Raw genomic sequence first — 17,017 nt, forward strand, 5'->3', positions numbered from 1 at the left:
AACACCCGCACGGCTCACTCGGCCCCCCTCAACCACCACCCCGCTCACGTGACCGCCCCCCTCTCCGTCGAAACCAGGTCGACCGCCGGATGGTGGCACGCCGCCGTATGCGTACGCGGGCCGACCAGATCCGGCGCCGTCGTACGGCAGAGGCCGCTCGCCAGCGGGCAGCGGTCCGCGAACCGGCAGCCCGCCGGGAAGTCGGCGGGAGAGGGGACGACCCCCTTGATCTGGGTCATCCGCTCGGCCGCCGACTCCAGGGACAGCACGCTGCCGAGCAGACCGCGCGTGTAGTGGTGGGCCGGTGACTCCACCAGATCGGCGGTTACGCCCGTCTCCACGATCTGTCCGCCGTACATCACCACCACCCGGTCGGTGACGTCGGCGATCAGCGCGAGGTCGTGCGAGACGAGGATCAGCGCGAAGCCCAACTCCTCGCGCAGCCGCAGCAGTAGCTCTATGACCTGCGCCTGCACGGTGACATCGAGGGCGGTCGTCGGTTCGTCGGCGACGATCAGTTTCGGGTCGCGGGACAACGCCATGGCGATCAGCACGCGTTGGCGCTGGCCGCCGGAGAGCTCGTGCGGGTAGCTGCGCAGGGTGCGGTCCGGGTCGAGGCCGACCATCGTCAGCAACTCGCCCGCCCCACGGCGCCCTCCGCGCCGTATCACCTGCTTGAGCTGGGCGCGGATCGTCATCGCGGGATTCAACGACGACAGCGCGTCCTGGTAGACCATCGCCATTTCGTGGCCCAGCAGTTTGCGCCGGACCCGCATCGGCTCGCCCACCAACTGCCGCTGGTTGAACCGGACATGGCCGCGCACCCTCGCGCCCTTCGGTTCCAGGCCCATCACCGCGAGCGCCGTCAGCGACTTGCCGCAGCCCGACTCGCCCACCAGGCCCAGGACTTCACCCGGTCGCACCTCGAAGCTGATGCCGTCGACGATGTCCACGCCGTGGTGCCGGCCCTCGAAGCCGATCGCCAAGTTCTCGACGGCGAGGACCGGTTGGCCGTCGGGGTCGGGCAACGGCCGTGCGCGGGACCGGAGTCGCAGCGCCGCCTCCGTCAGGCCGGGGAGCGGGAGCACCTCGCCGCTGCCGGGCTCGGGCGCGTCCAGCGGGTCCTCGTCGGGCCGTACGTCCACCTCGCGCGGCGCCGGTGCCGCCCACGCGTCGGAGACTCCCTCGGACAGTATGTTCAGCGAGAGGACCGTGACCAGCATCAGCAGGCCGGGGAAGACCGTCGCCCACCAACCCCCGGTCAGCACCATGTTCTTGCCGTCCGCGATGACACTTCCCCAGGACGGGTCCGGGGGCCGTACGCCCGCGCCGATGAACGACAGCGACGCCTCGAACACGATCGCCTCGGCCACCTGCACCGTGCAGAACACCAGGATCGGAGCAGCACAGTTGACGGCCACGTGCCGGATGACGATGTGCGGTGTGCGGGCGCCGATCACCCGCTCGGCCGTCACATAGTCCTCGCCGTACTGGTCAAGTACGTTGGCCCGTACGACCCTTGCGACCGGCGGCGTGAACAGGAACGCGATCGCGCAGATCAGCACGGTGATCCCGCCGCCGAACACCGCCACCAGTACCGCCGCCAGCGCGATGCCGGGGAACGCCATCACCACGTCCAAGCAGCGCATCAGCGTCTCGTCGACGCCCTTGCGGGAGGTCGCGGCGACCGCGCCGATCAGCGCGCCGACGACGAGGGCCAGCGCGGTCGCCCCGAGCCCGATGGCGAGGGACCAACGGGCGCCGTACATCAGCCTGCTGAGGATGTCCCGGCCCAGGCTGTCCTGGCCCATCCAGTGGTCGGCGGACGGGTGCCCGGTGCCGTCGACGGGGAGCTGTTGGTCCAGTGGGTCGTGCGGGGCGATGAGCGGCGCGAACAGCGCCACCAGCACCACGACCGCCAGGAAGCACACCGCGACCTTCGACAGCAGCGGCAGTCGGCGCCGGCCGCGCAGTCGGATGCCGGGCCGGGACAGGGTCTCGGCGAGGCCCTTGCGGGAGAACTGGGGGAACTGAGTGAACATCAGGAAGCATCCCTCAGGCGCGGGTTGACCAGCAGATAGAGGATGTCGATGACCAGGTTCACCACGACGAACCCGGTCGCCGTCGTGAGCACCACGCCCTGGACGACGGCCGGGTCGCCGTTCTGCACGGCGTCGATCATCAACTTGCCCATCCCGGGGAGGGAGAAGATGGTCTCGATGACGACCGCACCGCCGAGCAGGTATCCAACGCGCAGGCCCAGGACGGTGAGTGGGTTCATCAGCGCGTTGCGGAGCACGTTGCGGCCGACGACCACCCGCGGTGGCAGGCCGCTGCCGATCGCCGTCCGGACGTAGTCCTTGTCCAGCTCCTCGACCACCGACGTCCTTACGATGCGCGTGAGTTGGGCCGCCACCGGGAGGGAGAGCGCCAGCGCCGGGAGAGCCATCGTCTTGAGCCAGCCGGTGAGGGAGTCCGCCGGGTTGATGTAACCGCCGGTCGGGAACCAGCCCTGGTCCACGGCCAGGTACTGGATCATCAGCAACGCCAGCCAGAAGCCGGGCGCCGCGACCCCGGTGAGCGAGACGACCCGGATGATCTGGTCGGGCAGCCGGTCCCGGTAGATCGCCGCCGTCACCCCGCCGAGCAGCGCCAGCACCACCGCGATCCCCAGCCCCAGGAAGGTGAGTTGGAGGGTGAGCGGCAGCGCGGTGGTGACCTGGTCGACGACCGGCGCCCGGGTCAGCGCGCTGGTGCCCAGGTCGCCGTGGAGGAGCGCGCCCACGAAATGGAGGTAGCGGAGAGGCAGGGGATCGAGCAGGCCGTTGCGCTCGCGGAAGTCGTGCAGTTGCTGCGGGGTCGGGTTGGCGCCCTGGAAGAACGCGGATGCCGGGTCGACGTCCGAGAAGCGCATCACCACGAACACGAACAGCACGATGCCGAGCATCAGCGGCACGAGCAGGACGATACGGCGGGCCAGAATCCTGACGACGGTGACCATGGGCCAACTCCTGTACGGCTAGACCCACTTGGCCTGGAGGACGTTTATGCCGGGGTAGGGCTGTGCCCTTATCCCTGTCAGCTTCTGCGGGTCCCAGGCGGTCATCAGCTCGTTGTGGACGACCGGGTAGAGCACGGCCTGTTCGGCGACGGTGTCGATGTAGTCCTGGACCATCGTCTTCTTCTTCGCCGCGTCCGGCTCCCGCGTCGCCTGGTCCATGTCCTTGAAGAGCTGCTTGGCGACGGAGTTTCCGGCCCAACGGGCGTAGCCCATCCAGAGGTTCTGCGGGCCGTAGTTGTAGTGCATGATCAGGTCCGCGTCGAGGCCGAACTGGTTGGGGTTCGAGGCGGCGGCCACGACCTGGTAGTCCTGCTTCTGGTCCATCTTGGTGAAGACGGCCGTGGTCTCCTGCGGGGAGAGCGTCGTCTTCACGCCGATCGCGTCCCAGGACGCCTTGATGGTCGGCAGGCAGTCGACGATCCAACTCACGTTCACCGCAAGGATGTTGACCTTCAGCCCGCTGACCCCGGCCGCTTTCAGCAGCGCCTTCGCCTTGTCGGGGTCGTAGTCGTAGACCCTCTTCGCGCGCCGGTAGGTCGGGTTGCCCTCGTTGAGGAAGGACGAGGACGGCTTTCCGTGTCCGCGCAGGGCGACTTGGACCATCTTGCCGGTGTCGATGGCGTAGTGCAGCGCCTGGCGTACCCGTACGTCGTCGAAGGGCTTGTGCTGGGTGTTGAACATCAGGAACAGGTTGTTCATCCCGGCCCCGCCCGCGACCGTCAGCCCGCCGCTCTGGAGCCGCTGGATGTTGGCGTAGGGGATGTTGTCGGCGATCTGCGCGCCCGCGCTCGACCCGGAGATCTTGGCGACGCGGGGCGCCGCGTCGACGATCGTCAGCCAGTTCATCGTCTTGAAGGCGGGCGGGCGCGGGCCGTTGTAGCCGGTGAACGCGGTGAAGGTGGTGTTCGACTTCGGGTGGTGCGCGGTCTGCCGGTACGGCCCCGAGCCGACCGCCTTGCCCTTGATCGCGTCGTCCCAGGCGCCGGGCTTCGAGAAGATGTGCTTCGGCATGATCTTCGCGAGGGTGAGGCGTGAAATCCCTTCAGGGAAGGGGAACTTGAGGACCAGCTCGACGTTCCGCGCGTCGATCTTCCGGACCTCCTTCAGCCAGCTGACGAAGAAGCCCTGCGCGAGGGTCGCCGTCTTCGGGTCGAGGATGCGGTCGAAGACGAAGACGACGTCGTCGGCCGTGACCGGCTGCCCGTCGTGGAACGTGGCGCCCGCCCGCAGCGTGAACTTCCACGAGGTGCCGCTGGTGTCCTTCGGCACGGCGGTCGCCAGCGCCGGATAGGGCGCGCGGGTGATCGGATCGGTGTCGATCAGCCCCTCGTAGATGTGGTTGTTGCCGGCCATCGCGAACGCCGACGCCGTCTGTGTCGGATCCCAGCTGCCGTCGTTGCCGTAGCCGATCACCGCGGTCAGCGTCCGGTTCTTGCCGGTGCCCCCGCCGCCGGTGTCGTTCGTCGACTGCGGCCCCGACGAACAGGCCGTCAGGGACGAGGAGATGGCGGCCGCCGCGCCCAGCGCGCCGGAGTACTTCAGGAACGTCCGGCGGTGCAGCGCGGGCACGTTCTGGGTCACGTCTTCGCGCATGGTTCCTCCAGGAGGTACGACGTCCTACGTCCTGCGGTCAGCGCGACCATAAGAGCGCCCGTGGGGGTGGTCAAGGCATCGCACACGAATGGCGTAGCCGTCAGAGGTCGGACCAATGGCAGTTTGAAGAGGCACGCGAAAACACCCGTGAATGGCGCAAGTTGCCGCTCTCTCCGATCCGGCCGAGGTCAGACATGGGACGTGGGACTTCTGATGCGGCTACGATGCGGCGCATGTCCGGGGAGCCAAGGAACAGTCGGATACAGCGCGAGGTCGTCCAGCTGATCCTCGACCGCAAGCTCCAGCCCGGTGCGCCGCTGCCCACCGAGGCCGAGCTGATGGAAGACCTCGGCATCAGCAGAAACTCCGTCCGCGAGGCCCTCAAAGCACTCCAGGCCCTCGACATCGTGGAGATCAGACACGGCTACGGCACCTACGTCGGCCGCGCCTCGCTGACCCCGCTCGTCGACGGCCTCACTTTTCGCACCCTGGCCCGGCACGAGGACGACGCGGACGCGCTGGCGGAGATCCTCCAGGTGCGCGAGGTGCTGGAGGAGGGCCTGATCCATCGGGTCGCCGCCACCGTCACCGAGCCGGAACTGGACCGGCTGGAAGCGGTCGTGGACCGGATGGAGGAAGCGGGCCGCGCCGGTCGCCCCTTCCCCGAACTCGACCGCGAATTCCATGAGTTGCTCTACGCCTCGCTCGGCAACGAACTCGTCCCGCAACTCCTCGGCGCCTTCTGGACGGTGTTCCGCCGGGTCGCCGGAGCCCGCGGCTGGACCGACGACCCGGACCCCGAGCTCACCGTCCGCCGCCACCGGGACATCGTCACCGCGCTGCGCGCCCGCGAGGTCGAGGGTGCGCAGCGTGCGATGGCCGACCACTTCCGCGGCATCGAGGCGCGCGCGGCACAGGAGTCGCGGGGAGTGGGCTGACCCCGCTCTTCGGCTACGTGAGCCCCTCCCTGTCCCTACGCTGGCGACGTGACTGAACCCTGGAACCCGACCGCCACCGGCGTCCTACGACTGCCTTCCGGCCGCCTGGTCCGGGGCCGTGGCCTGCGCCGCCCCCTCCCCGCCGACGGCCCGGCACCGACGTACGGCGTGTATCTCCTCGGCAAGCAGCCGCCCCAACTGCCGTGGGAGGCACGGTGGTTGCGCTGGCCGGACTTCCGGCTGCCCGCCGACCGCGCCGAGGCGCACGCGGTCCTGACAGACGCCTGGCACCGGTCGCTCACCGAGCGCGTCGAGTTCGCCTGCGCCGGCGGTCGGGGCCGCACCGGCACGGCACTCGCCTGCCTCGCGGTCCTCGACGGGGTGCCGCCGGGGGAAGCGGTCGACTATGTCCGCGCCCACTACGACCGGCACGCGGTGGAGACGCCGTGGCAGCGGCGGTACGTGCAAGGGTTCGAGCCGGTATCAGGCGCGGCGTGCCCGGAAGCGTAGGCCGCCGCCCTCCGGGTGCAGGTCGACCGCGACGTCCGTGAAGCCGGCCCGCTCCAGCCGGGCGGGAAGCGTCGCCGGATCGAGGGTGTTCATCGTGTCCCGGAAGTGCAACACCCGGAAACGGAAGCTGGGTTGACTGTCGCTGCCCGCGAACGTGCCGCCGGGGCGCAGTATGCGGAACGCCTCGGCGAAGATGCGGTCCTGGTGGGCGGCCGTGGGCACATGGTGCAGCATCGTGAAGCAGACGACGGAGTCGAACGCCCCGTCCGGCAGCGGCAGTTCGGCGCCGTCCGCGTGGAGCACGGTGGCCCGGTCGCCCCACTGGGACTGGAGCAGCCGGGCGGTGTCGGCGTCGATCTCGGCGGCGGTGAGATGGTCGACCCGCTCGACGAGGACGCGGAGGTTGGCGCCGTAGCCGGGGCCGATCTCCAGTACGTCCGCGCCGAGTTCGACGTGTTCGAGGGCCCAGGGCAGGATGCGGTCCTTCGTCGTCTGCGCCCATCCCTCGGAGCTGCACAGCTTGCGGTGGGCTCGGTTCATCGGCATACGTCGACGCTAGGCGGGACGGGCGGTTGTCCGCCACGGGCTAGGCTGCCGTGTCATGTCGCGGAACGGACAGGAGCGGGGGAGCCGGTTCGCCCGCCGGTTCGACACGGCCATCCTCGTCGGCCAGTTCGCCATGCCGCGCGGGACGGCCTTCGGCACGCACTGGCATCCCCTCCACCAACTCGCCTGTTCCGAGCGAGGGTTGCTGGGCATCCGGAGCGAACACGGGACATGGTTGCTGCCGCCTTCGCTGGCCCTGTGGATTCCGGCGGACGTCCCGCACGCCACGGAGTCCGAGGGCGATGCCGTCATGCGCAGTGCGTACGTCGACCCGGTGAGCTGCCCGCACATCGACTGGCGGAACCCTACGGTCGTCGCGGTCACCCCGCTTCTCCGGGCGCTCGTCGAGCACTTGGACCGTACGGACCTGACACCGGACGCCCGCGCGCGTGCCGAGCTGGTGCTCCTCGACGAGCTGCGTCCGGTGCCGGTGACCAGCGTGTCCGTACCCGAACCGCGCGATCCGCGGGCGCGGGCGGTGGCCGCCGGGCTGCGGACCCACCTGTCGGACAGTCGGCCGCTCGCCGCCTGGGGCGGTCAAGTCGGCGCCGGCGCGCGGACGTTGGCCCGCCTCTTCGTCGCGGAGACCGGCCTCGGGTTCGGGCAGTGGCGGGAACGGCTGCGGATGCAGGCCGCGTTGCCGTTCCTCGCCGAGGGACTGCCGATCGAGGCGGTGGCGCGACGCGTGGGGTACGCCTCGGCGAGCTCCTTCACGGCGGCGTTCCACCGGGTGGTCGGGGTGACGCCGAGGCAGTACTTCCCGCGCTAGCGGCGGTATTTCGCGCGTCAGAGGCGGTGCGTGCCGTACTAGCTGACGGCTGCCGCCGCCAACTTGGCCGTGTCCGCGACCAGTTGGTTGTCGTACGGGGCGTCGGGCAGGGTCGGCTTCGTCGTCAGGACCGCCAGGACGACCGGGTCACCGGCTTCCGTCCAGGCGATGCCGACGTCGTTGGCGGTGCCGTAGTCGCCGCTGCCCGTCTTGTCGGCGATCGTCCAGCTCGCGGGGAGCCCGGCGCGGAAACGGGCGGCGCTCGTCGTGTTGTTGAGCAGCCAGGCGGTGAGCCGGTCGCGGTCGGGACGGCGCAGGGCGTCGCCGAGGACGAGCTTGCGGTACAGGCCGGCGATGGCGCGCGGGCTGGTGGTGTCGGTGATCCGGTCCGGCTCGGCCGAGTTCAGCTCGGTCTCCCAGCGGTCGAGCCGGGTGACCCGGTCGCCGAGGGAGCGGGCGAAGCGGGTGACGGCGGTGGGGCCGCCGAGTTCGCGCAGGATCAGGTTGCCGGCGCCGTTGTCGCTGAACCGGACGGCCACGTCGGCGAGTTGCTCGACCGTCATGCCCTCGGCCAGATGCGCCCGGGTCTGGTCGGAACCGTCGACCAGATCGGCCTCCGTGTAGTGCACGACCTTGTAGAGGACCTCGCCGTGCCGGTCCAGGTCCCGCAGGACGGCCGCGGCGGCGAGCGTCTTGAACACCGAGCACATCGGGAAGAGTTCGTCGGCGCGGTGCACGACGGTCTTCTTCGTACCGAGGTGATGCGCGAACACGCCCACACGCGCGGTGTGTTGCTCCTCCAGGGCGCGCAGGCCCGTCATGACGCCGGTGTCGGTTCCGCTGCCGGTGCTGTCCGACGCCTGGGCCGAGGAGGCGCCGGCGACGAGGGTGGCGGCGGTGGCGGCACCGGCGGTGAGGAGGGTGCGGCGGGTGGCGGTGCCTGTCGTAGGGGTCGTGGGGGACTGTTCGGAGCCTGAGATCACGCTCTCCTTTGTTCGCTGTCCGGCAACGATCTCTGCAGTGATCGACGCGAGAGCTCATACCTTGGTTGCGCCGCCGTGGACCATCGGCGGACACCGCGACGGGCCCGCGCTCGACACAGTGGGCACATGGCGAACTCACAGGGGATCACTCGGGGCCAGTTCCTGACGGGGGCGCTGGCCCTCGGAGCGGCGGGCGCGCTGCTGCCGCCAGGACAGGCGGTGGCGCGGCCCCATGCGACGAATGCCCGCCCCGGTCTACGCCACCACGGCGTCGTCTACACGGTCGGTGAGGGCGAGACCCCCGCCACCGCCTGGAACCCCCGCCGGATGCGCGCCGACCTCCGCGCCATCCGCGACGAGTTGCACGCCGACACGGTCGACGTCACCGGCGACGGAGTCGACCGCCTCACCGCGACGGCCGCCGAAGCCGCCGAACTCGGCCTGCACATCTGGCTCCAGCCCACCCTCGCCGACGTCCCCGAGCGGGACATCCTCGAACACCTCGCGGAGACCGGCCGGTTCGCGGAGCGCCTCCGGCGGCAGGGCGCGAGCGTCGACCTCAGCGTGGGCTGCGAGTTCTGGCTGTTCGTGCCCGGGATCGTGCCCGGCGCGACGGCCCTGGACCGCGTCCAGAACATCCTGAACGGCACGTTCGACCCGGGGAAGATGCAGCGCAGGCTGGACGCGTTCACCAAGAAGGCGGCGGCGCGCGGCCGTTCGGTCTTCCACGGCAACCTCAGCTACGCCGCCGCCCAGGACGACGAGGTCGACTGGACCCTCTTCGACCTCGTCGGCATCGACTACTACTCCTACTTCCGCCAACCAGCCGACTACGTGCGGGAGTTGAGGATCTACCAACGGTGGGGCAAGCCCGTGACCATCACCGAGTTCGGCACCTGCGCGTACCAGGGCGCCGAGAAGACGGCCGGCATGGGCTGGAACGTCGTCGACCACGACAAGGACCCGGAGGAGATCAAGGGGCACCTCGTCCGCAGCGAGCACACCCAAGCGGCGTACGTCGTCGACCTGTTGGAGGTCTTCGAATCGATGGGCCTGTACGGGGCGATGGCCTTCGAGTTCGTGACCCCGGATGCTCCGCACCGCGCCCACGACCCCCGCCACGACCTCGACATGGCGAGCTACTCCCTCACCAAGACCATCAAGGACCGCCCGTACGACCCGAGTTCACCCTGGCACTGGGAGCCGAAGGAGGCGCTTCGCGCGCTGGCGCGGCACTATCGGCAGAGGTCGAGCGCCATGCGGATGCGATGCTCACCGGGCCCGAAGTAGTCCTTGAGCAGATCTCCCACCGCAAGGAACCCGAGATGTCGGTAGAGGAGGACAGCCGGGTCGTTGTCGGGGTCGACGGTGAGCTTGATCTCGCGTGCGCCTTCGGCGCGTAATCGGCTGACCATCTCGACCATCAGCCGACGACCCAGTCCCCGGCCCCGCAGGTCGCGGGGGACGCCGAGGCTGAGTATCCAACTGAGGCCGGCATCGGGCGGAGTCGCGAGGACATAACCGTGCAGGGTGTGACTGTCGTCGAGGACCAGGAGCCGGCCGCCGCTGAGATCGAAGAACTGGCGCACCACGAAGTACGGGTATGGATCCGACGGAAACGCCTCCGCGTCGATCCGGGTTATTTCGTACAGATCCTCTTCGGTGCCCGCTCTGAGCTGCTCGGGATGTGCCCGATCTCCATGAACAGGAATCATTTCGTCCCCTTGTGCGGCATGTTCGAGACGCATGAAAATGGTGCGATATGCATACCGATTAGCAAGGTGGGTCGCCCTGGGCGCGACAGTTCGGATTTCCCCATCATGGCTGTCGATTACGGTCACTTCAAGGCGGGAGTAGGACGAAAGTGATCCCAAGGTCCAAGTCTCCGGACCGCCGGTCCAGGGGTGGGTGGGGTGCTATTCTTGGTGGCTATGACCTTGGAGCCGTCGGGCAGCCCGCAAAAGCTCAATTGTGATGTGGACTGGAGTCTCATTGATCCAGAGGACTACATCAGGCGCAATTACCTCGCCCTGCATCCCGACGACAGGGCGATCATCTCGGCGGTTCGTGATCATTTCAGTGATCATTTTCAAAAAAATCCCGGTAGCCCTGCTTCCGGTATTGATGTCGGCGCCGGGCCGAACATCTATCCCGCGCTCACCATGCTTCCCTGGTGCCACGACATCACTTTGTTTGAGCGGTCACCGTCGAATGTTAAGTACCTCGAAAGTCAGCGTGACGGGACCCTTGATTCCCACTGGGACAAGTTCTGGGACGTCCTGTGTGAGAACGCGGATTATGGCGCGCTGGAGGAGGGTCCTGCGCGAAAGTTTCAGAAGGTTGCCAAAGTCAGGCAGGGAAATCTGTTCGACCTGGTGAAGGGCGAGGAACGCTGGGACATCGGCACCATGTTCTTCGTTGCCGAGTCCATTACCGAGTCGTTTGAGGAATTCCGATCGGGTGTCTCTTCCTTTATGAATGCCCTGGAGCCGGGCGCCCCTTTCGCGGCCGCTTTCATGGAGCATTCGCTGGGTTATCAAGTGGGCCGAGAGGACTTTCCGGCGATCGATGTGGGGGAGCGGGAGGTGCTGGGTATTCTGAAAGAATACGCCGGTGATGTGAACCTCACGCATTTCGGTAAACCAGGAAACCTGGTGCGTAAGGGGTACACGGGAATGATCCTGGCCTGCGGCCACCGTAACAACTGATTGCGGAATTTGTTCTCGCCCGAAGTGGCGGGCCTGCGTGAGGGGCACGGGTATGCAGATCAAACCCCGCTTGCAGCTGTTTGACGTATGGAAGGCGATCGCCCGGCACTCCTTCAGGGAAGGGGAGTGGGCGTGGGGTGAATGGGGAGGTCGCAGCAGTGTCGCGGACGCTGAGCGGCTGCTCTGCTTGCTGTATCCTGCCACCGAGATCCCTGAATTCAGGCTGGACGACCCCGATATTACGGAAGAGGATGTCGAACTCGCGCTGAAACAGGCGGGGGATGCCACGGACATCCCGGCGAATCTTGTCGGAGTCCTCACCGAATTCATGGGTATTCACCGTGGCGGCGACCTCGGCCCCACGTTCGCCGGTGATTACTACTTCGTGTCCGAAGATCCGGATCAGGAGCTCTCCAAGGAGCAGCGCGAAACAGGAGTTGTCGACTCCTTTTCCATGTCGGTCACTTTGTGCCTGGCCACCCTCGGCTTTCTGAACGTCTATCGTGCCCAGACGAACCGTCCCGAGTTGCTGGGCCTCATCGACGACCTTCAGAAGGCGACCAGCGAGCGGTTGACCGCCGCCATGGTGAGTCTGCTCCGGTCCTTCACGGTCAATGTCTTCTCGGTGGAGTCCCATCAGGGGCAGGCGCTCTGCCGGCTTCTCGGTCAGGGGAGACTGTCCGACAAGGCAGTTCTTCAGCAGTTCCAGTCGCGTTTCAAGTCACTGCGTGCCGTGATCGGTGCCAGCGTGGTGCTCGGCGTCGACGTGGGAGAACGGCTCCAGAACGAGAACAGGTTCTTCGAATGCGGCTGGGCGTGGAGTTTGGTGAAAGACGCGCCGGAGGTGGAGGCCGAGGACCTGGTCGGTGTCCAGCCGAACGGTGTCGCCGAAGCCGTTCCCTACCTCTATTTCACCGTGGTCGCACTCGACGGGATCCAGGACCTCTTCTCGAACCGCACCCTGACCCTGCGTCTGCTCAATGCCGAACAGCAGCGACTCGCCGAGGCGTTGCGGCTGCGCTGGGAGATCACCCAGCAGTACTGGTCGGCGCTGGCACGCTTCGGGGACGGCAGTTGGCCGCTGGAGGACATCCCCTGGCAGACAGGTCAGCAGCTTGAGTCCGAGTACTTCTCCCTCTCCGTCGCCTCGCTGCTCGTTCATGACCTGGTGAGCCGCCGGGCCACGGACGACGACCTGACCCGCACCGTGGACGTCATGGAGCGACTGGCCGAACGCGGCAGGATCACCTCGCGTCTGACCGAGGGCGATCCGGCGGCGGATCTCCACAACTCGGGTGTCGCCCTGCCGCTGCTCGGCAGCGAGACCCTGGGCCCGCCCATGCGGTGGGCGATGACGGACTTCTCGGCACAGTTGCTCAAACGGACCATTCAACTGTGCACCCTGTCCCAGAACATCGCGTCACAGGACCGTCTGCTCCGGCTCGCCGAACAGATCCTCGACCATCTGTGGAAACGTCGTATCCACGACGGCGAAGGGGCGGGCCTGTGGGACAACATCCGTGCTGTCTACCCGCACGTGACGGCCCAACAGGGGCCACTGTCCTGGAGCATCACCGAGCGGGTCACCGAGTGCATGGTGGCGGCGTCCCAGCTGTACCGGCAGCCGCCGATCGGCAGCAACGACGTCACCGCGCTCGCAAGGGCCCTGCTCAGCGAGTCGACCCACCTGCTGGGCGAGGAACAGATGGAACTGGCACCACCTCCGGCGAGTCGCCAGGGAGAGGTCCTGAAGGGCGTGGAAGCCGATCTCAAGCGGGCCCGCCGACTGCTCGACGAACAACGGCCCGGCACGTCCTGCGCATTGGCGCTGGGCGTGCTGAGCCGACTCGACAGCCTGAAAAGGGCCAGGGACACCGGAATTCGGAAGGCATGAGTCGTGCTCGTCTTCGCGGCCTCCGACAAGGGAGGCACCGGCCGCTCGGTGACGAGCATCAACCTCGCCTACCGCCGCGCGCTCGACGGGGACGACGTCTGCTACCTCGACTTCGACTTCGGCTCTCCGACCGCCCCCGCCGTCTTCGACATTCCGGACGTGGCGAAGGAGGCCAAGGGGCGAGGACTGCACTCCTACCTGAACGGCATGACGGGTGAGGCACTGCGCGTCGACGTCTGGGCCCGCACCGAGCACCAGGTGCTGCGCAGCCGGCCGAGCGGTGCCGGACGACTGGTCCTGCTGCCGGGTGACCGGACGGGGGGCGAGTTCGTCACGGACGGCGCGAGCCTGCACCGCTGTGTGGATCTCGTCAACGCGCTCAGGCGCGAATTCAACCTGATCGTGGTCGATCTGAGTGCCGGCCGCAGCTACGCCATGGAGCTGGCCCTGTCGGCCACCGCGCAGACAGAGTTACGGAGCCTCAAGACCCGCTGGCTCGTCTACCACCGCTGGACCCGGCAGCACGTCATGGCCGCCGCCGACCTCGTCACCGGAGAACGGGGCATAGTGAGCGCCGGTGTGAGCCTGGGCCACGACAAGGACCAACTCCTCGGCGCCATCCGCTTCGTGCGGGCCGCCGTGCCCGATCTCGGCTCGCCACAGTGGTCCCAGGTGCCACCCGCCCAGTTCGCCTGGATGAGGCAGTGCAACAGGGAGTTGGAGGGCATCGCGGCCGGTCTGGGTATCGGCCGGAGCAGGGTGCTGGGCTCCGTGCCCCTGGAACCCGTACTCCAGTTGCAGGAACAGCTCATCACCGACGAGGACGTACTCGACAGCCGGATCGCCAACATCCAGACCTGGCAGGCCATCGGGGAACTCGCGGAAAGGCTCGCCGACGACAAGCACTGGGGGCTGTTGTGAGCGAGCCCGAAGCCGTCTTCCAGGAGACCAGCGCCCGGCCGCGTACCGAGGGCGTGCCATTCGCCCACCTCTCCCTGGAACTCGGCCACCTCTACATGGAGGACTTCGCGGAGGGCCCCGAGCGGCTTCGACGGCACTTCGCCGCCGTACGTCCCTGGGCGGACGCAGCCCGCGCCGGCGCGGTGGCACCGCAGCACGGCAGGCGACGGGTCAGCACCTGCTTTCTGATCGACGACTATTTCAGCCGCCTGGCCACGCCGGCCGAACTCGTCCCACCGCTGCTCGACGCGGCCGAACACGCCGGTCTGACGATCGACTACCTGGCCCGCGAGTCGGCCTGCGCCGGCCCGAACGAGCCTCGGCGGACCTCCCTCGCCGAATCCGTGATGGGGCGGCTGGTCGAGTCCCCGCCGCCCGGCAGCAACGGCTTCCGTCCGCCCGTCAGCCGGACCGGCTGGCTCGCCAACGGCCGACGCGCACCCGCCGAACGCACGTCCGCGGCGCTGGACGCGACCGGCGGGTGGCAACCTCCCAGCGAGACCGGAGCCCGCGGTCACTCCGTCTTCGTGGACGTCGAGTTGTGGAGCGGGTCCGTTGAGCGCCGTACCTGGTCCTGCGCCTTCCTGGCCGCCGTCTGGCAACTGGCACGGTTGGGACTCCTTCGCGACCGGGGCAGGGCCGTACTGACGCCCACCCCCTGGGCCGCGGACAGCTTTCCCGCGGACTGGGACGCCCTGCCCCCGCTGCTGCGGCTGAATCCCACCGCAGCACCCTTCACGGCGTACTACACATGCAGTGTTCTCCCGTCCCGGTTCCTGCCGGTCGAGCACGCGGTGCGCGTCATTCTGGAGCAGACCCAGGTGGACACCGGGGCGGCCGGGCACGTGGCGGGCCTCTCCGCCTCCGAGGGCATGGACCTTCCCGTGGGCGCTGTCGAGCGGTCGGCCTACGTGTTTCCGCCGGGACTGTGACGTGGCCACCCCGGAGGAGACAACCCGCCCGGTGCTCGCGTGCGGTGAGGTGCGCACCTGCCTCTTACCGAGCAGTCGGGCCCTGAGTAACAAGGAGGCCGAACTCCTGCTGCGGCTGAGGGACGACGACCACGTCCGGGTCTCCACCCGCCCCGGTCGCCATGTGCTCTCTCCCGAGATCCTCACGGGCGTGGACTGCCGTTTCCCCTTGGCCAACCGGGCGAAGGTCCGAGGCGTCGGCACGGTGGCCTCACGCGCCGCCCTCACCGAGGGAAGACTGCTCCAGGCGTCCTCCTACTTCCGCGCACCCGTCGAGGGCCCCGACAGACGACAGCCGTGGGGCTACTACCTCGCCCGCCCCGGCACTCTCCTGCCGGTCGGCCGGATTCCCGAATCCGCCTGTCTGCAAGGCTTTTTGACGGTCCGTGAGGAAGGCTGCCTCGACATCGGCTCGATCGCCGAGGCTCTCCTCGCGAGGATCTCGCGCCACACAGGGCTGCTCGACTACGACGTTCCCCTCAGGTCCGCCGCCACGAAGCTGTGGTGGACCGCCAGGCCGGCCGCGCCCGGTGAGGGAGCGTCGTTGGAGCGCTTCACGCTGGCCGAGGACGGGGTCCGCACGGTTTTGCTGCGGGTGCCGCGCGGCACCGAGATCACCGCTGTCGTCGGGCTCTGTGAGGATCTCGCCCTGCACGACTGGCTGTTGACGACGATGGTGGAGAAGCTCGACGACAACGGCTTCGGCTCGGCGGACGGCACGGCCACGCTACGGGTACTGGGCCCGCTCGTGGACCACCTGCTGCATCTGTGGATGCCGGGAGCACGGGTGGACCGGACTCTCGGCGCCGTGTGGGAGGTCATCGAGGAGGATCCCGGATTCAGCAGACAGTGGCACACGCTGGTCCAGCGCGTCCGTGACCAACTGGCCCTGCAGGCCGTCATGTCACAGCGCCAGGCACTGGCGACAGGCTGATAGTACGAGGCATTCGCGATCCCGACGGGGGGAGAAAGAGAGATGAACGCACCGACAGTGATACGACAGGACGGCCGCCCGAGGCCGGCGGAAGAGGGGACGAAGGAGGACGGTGTACGGCGCGTGGGGCTGCGCTTCCTTGTCGCCGTGTTGTCGGGCGCAGCAGCCTATGTGCTCACCAACGTGATCTCTCCTTCCGGGGACGACCTGTGGCGGGTGGTCGTGTCCGTCCTCTTCAGCGGCGCGATTCTGATCGTTCAGTTCATGTTGGGGTTCGTGCGTCAACTGGCCGATCTCAAGGGCGTGGTTGAGCAGCGCTTCATCGACATCGGCAAGGCGACCAAGCTCTTCAACGAGGTGGAGAAGCTGAGGGACGACGGTGTGCCTCGGCTGGCCGAGAGCGCCACGCGGGTCGTCTCCATCGGGCCGACGATCCTGCACGACTTCGCCCACGAGGAGATCAACCGGGTGGCGTCCCAGATGGAGGACCTCACCAACCTCAGCGCCGAGTGCCAGGGTGAGAACCACGACTGGCTCCTGTCCCTCACGAAGTGTGCCGCGCAGACCATCGACGCCATCAGCACCTCCGCCGTCGACCGGGACTTCTGGAACAGCGAGCCCGCGGGCCGCTATCTGCAGGCACAGAGCGATGCGATCGACAGGCAGCACGTCAAGGTGAGGCGACTGTTCATCGTGCGGAAGCCCGCAGACATCGTCGGCCTCGACCAACTCTGCGACGAGCAGAAGAGGAAGCACATCGATGTGCGGGTGGTCGCGCTGTCGCAGCTTCCGCTGTACATCCGGCGGGGCAAGATGGTCGACTTCGTCGTATTCGACGACTCGCTCATCTACCAGATCAACGCGGACCAGATGAGCGTGAACTCCTCGACCACGGTGTCCGCGCGCGAGAAGGACGTCCGGGAACTGATCAGGCGGTTCAACGACCTGTGGGACGCCAGCCCTGCCAACGGCTTACCCGCCGGGTTCGGCACACCCGCCGAACCGCCTGAGGGGGCCGCCACTTGACCGCGGGCGGAGAGCCCGGAACAGCACCGAGTCCGGTAGCAGCGGGAGGCGTACGCGTACCTCC

General features: G+C 68.0%; 16 protein-coding genes. 10 read left to right on the forward strand and 6 right to left on the reverse strand.

Translation table 11 applies throughout. The features are described 5' to 3' along the window. Positions 1-44: 44 nt before the first annotated feature. From SPR02S_RS47515 to SPR02S_RS47525, 3 genes are read right to left on the reverse strand one after another with little or no spacing between them, the layout of a single operon-like run. Complete coding sequence (locus SPR02S_RS47515) at positions 45-2,042, reverse strand: dipeptide/oligopeptide/nickel ABC transporter permease/ATP-binding protein (RefSeq protein ID WP_019064109.1); 1,998 nt, start codon at positions 2,040-2,042, stop codon at positions 45-47. Then, positions 2,042-3,001, reverse strand: coding sequence for an ABC transporter permease (locus SPR02S_RS47520; RefSeq protein ID WP_019064110.1), 960 nt, complete (start codon positions 2,999-3,001; stop codon positions 2,042-2,044). Before SPR02S_RS47520 ends, SPR02S_RS47515 begins: the two co-directional genes overlap by 1 nt. A gap of 18 nt (positions 3,002-3,019) precedes the next feature. Continuing rightward, positions 3,020-4,654 (reverse strand): ABC transporter substrate-binding protein, encoded by a 1,635-nt coding sequence (locus tag SPR02S_RS47525; RefSeq protein ID WP_019064111.1) that lies wholly within the window; start codon positions 4,652-4,654, stop codon positions 3,020-3,022. A 224-nt stretch (positions 4,655-4,878) separates the two neighbouring features. Between SPR02S_RS47525 and SPR02S_RS47530 the strand changes: the two genes are divergently transcribed. Then, positions 4,879-5,592 (forward strand): FadR/GntR family transcriptional regulator, encoded by a 714-nt coding sequence (locus SPR02S_RS47530; protein ID WP_026151536.1) that lies wholly within the window; start codon positions 4,879-4,881, stop codon positions 5,590-5,592. A gap of 48 nt (positions 5,593-5,640) precedes the next feature. Beyond that, entirely contained in the window at positions 5,641-6,102 is a 462-nt protein-coding gene (locus tag SPR02S_RS58065; RefSeq protein ID WP_019064113.1) for a protein-tyrosine phosphatase family protein, read from the forward strand. On the opposite strand, the gene SPR02S_RS47540 is transcribed toward SPR02S_RS58065, so the two are convergent. Continuing rightward, on the reverse strand, positions 6,076-6,648 hold the full coding sequence (locus SPR02S_RS47540; protein ID WP_019064114.1) for a class I SAM-dependent methyltransferase: 573 nt from the start codon (positions 6,646-6,648) through the stop codon (positions 6,076-6,078). The genes SPR02S_RS58065 and SPR02S_RS47540 overlap by 27 nt on opposite strands. Positions 6,649-6,703: 55 nt before the next feature. On the opposite strand from SPR02S_RS47540, the gene SPR02S_RS47545 reads away from it, so the two are divergent. Then, positions 6,704-7,477 (forward strand): AraC family transcriptional regulator, encoded by a 774-nt coding sequence (locus SPR02S_RS47545; protein WP_019064115.1) that lies wholly within the window; start codon positions 6,704-6,706, stop codon positions 7,475-7,477. Between the two features lie 38 nt (positions 7,478-7,515). Here the strand turns inward: SPR02S_RS47545 and bla are convergent, their stop codons facing one another. Then, positions 7,516-8,460, reverse strand: a complete 945-nt coding sequence (bla, locus tag SPR02S_RS47550) for a class A beta-lactamase (protein WP_019064116.1) — start codon at positions 8,458-8,460, stop codon at positions 7,516-7,518. 126 nt (positions 8,461-8,586) lie between these two features. On the opposite strand from bla, the gene SPR02S_RS47555 reads away from it, so the two are divergent. Further along, positions 8,587-9,750: a glycoside hydrolase family 113 protein gene (locus SPR02S_RS47555; protein ID WP_019064117.1), complete on the forward strand. Its 1,164-nt coding sequence runs from the start codon at positions 8,587-8,589 to the stop codon at positions 9,748-9,750. Here SPR02S_RS47555 and SPR02S_RS58070 read toward each other — a convergent pair. Further along, entirely contained in the window at positions 9,696-10,175 is a 480-nt protein-coding gene (locus tag SPR02S_RS58070; RefSeq protein WP_078623225.1) for a GNAT family N-acetyltransferase, read from the reverse strand. The two genes, SPR02S_RS47555 and SPR02S_RS58070, sit on opposite strands and share 55 nt — an antisense overlap. Before the next feature lie 216 nt (positions 10,176-10,391). Between SPR02S_RS58070 and SPR02S_RS47565 the strand changes: the two genes are divergently transcribed. From SPR02S_RS47565 to SPR02S_RS58075, 6 genes are read left to right on the forward strand one after another with little or no spacing between them, the layout of a single operon-like run. Next, complete coding sequence (locus SPR02S_RS47565; RefSeq protein ID WP_063746325.1) at positions 10,392-11,168, forward strand: SCO2525 family SAM-dependent methyltransferase; 777 nt, start codon at positions 10,392-10,394, stop codon at positions 11,166-11,168. 52 nt (positions 11,169-11,220) lie between these two features. Continuing rightward, positions 11,221-13,062: an SCO2524 family protein gene (locus tag SPR02S_RS47570; RefSeq protein ID WP_019064120.1), complete on the forward strand. Its 1,842-nt coding sequence runs from the start codon at positions 11,221-11,223 to the stop codon at positions 13,060-13,062. Between the two features lie 3 nt (positions 13,063-13,065). Further along, positions 13,066-13,983, forward strand: coding sequence for an SCO2523 family variant P-loop protein (locus SPR02S_RS47575; protein ID WP_019064121.1), 918 nt, complete (start codon positions 13,066-13,068; stop codon positions 13,981-13,983). Then, positions 13,980-14,954, forward strand: coding sequence for an SCO2522 family protein (locus SPR02S_RS47580; protein WP_019064122.1), 975 nt, complete (start codon positions 13,980-13,982; stop codon positions 14,952-14,954). The genes SPR02S_RS47575 and SPR02S_RS47580 overlap by 4 nt, the downstream gene beginning before the upstream one ends. Before the next feature lies 1 nt (position 14,955). Beyond that, positions 14,956-15,927 (forward strand): SCO2521 family protein, encoded by a 972-nt coding sequence (locus SPR02S_RS47585; RefSeq protein ID WP_026151538.1) that lies wholly within the window; start codon positions 14,956-14,958, stop codon positions 15,925-15,927. A gap of 42 nt (positions 15,928-15,969) precedes the next feature. After that, entirely contained in the window at positions 15,970-16,953 is a 984-nt protein-coding gene (locus tag SPR02S_RS58075; protein WP_174447607.1) for a hypothetical protein, read from the forward strand. Positions 16,954-17,017 lie beyond the last annotated feature (64 nt).

The organism is Streptomyces prunicolor NBRC 13075, assembly GCF_000367365.1.
GTDB classification, from domain to species: Bacteria; Actinomycetota; Actinomycetes; order Streptomycetales; family Streptomycetaceae; genus Streptomyces; species Streptomyces prunicolor.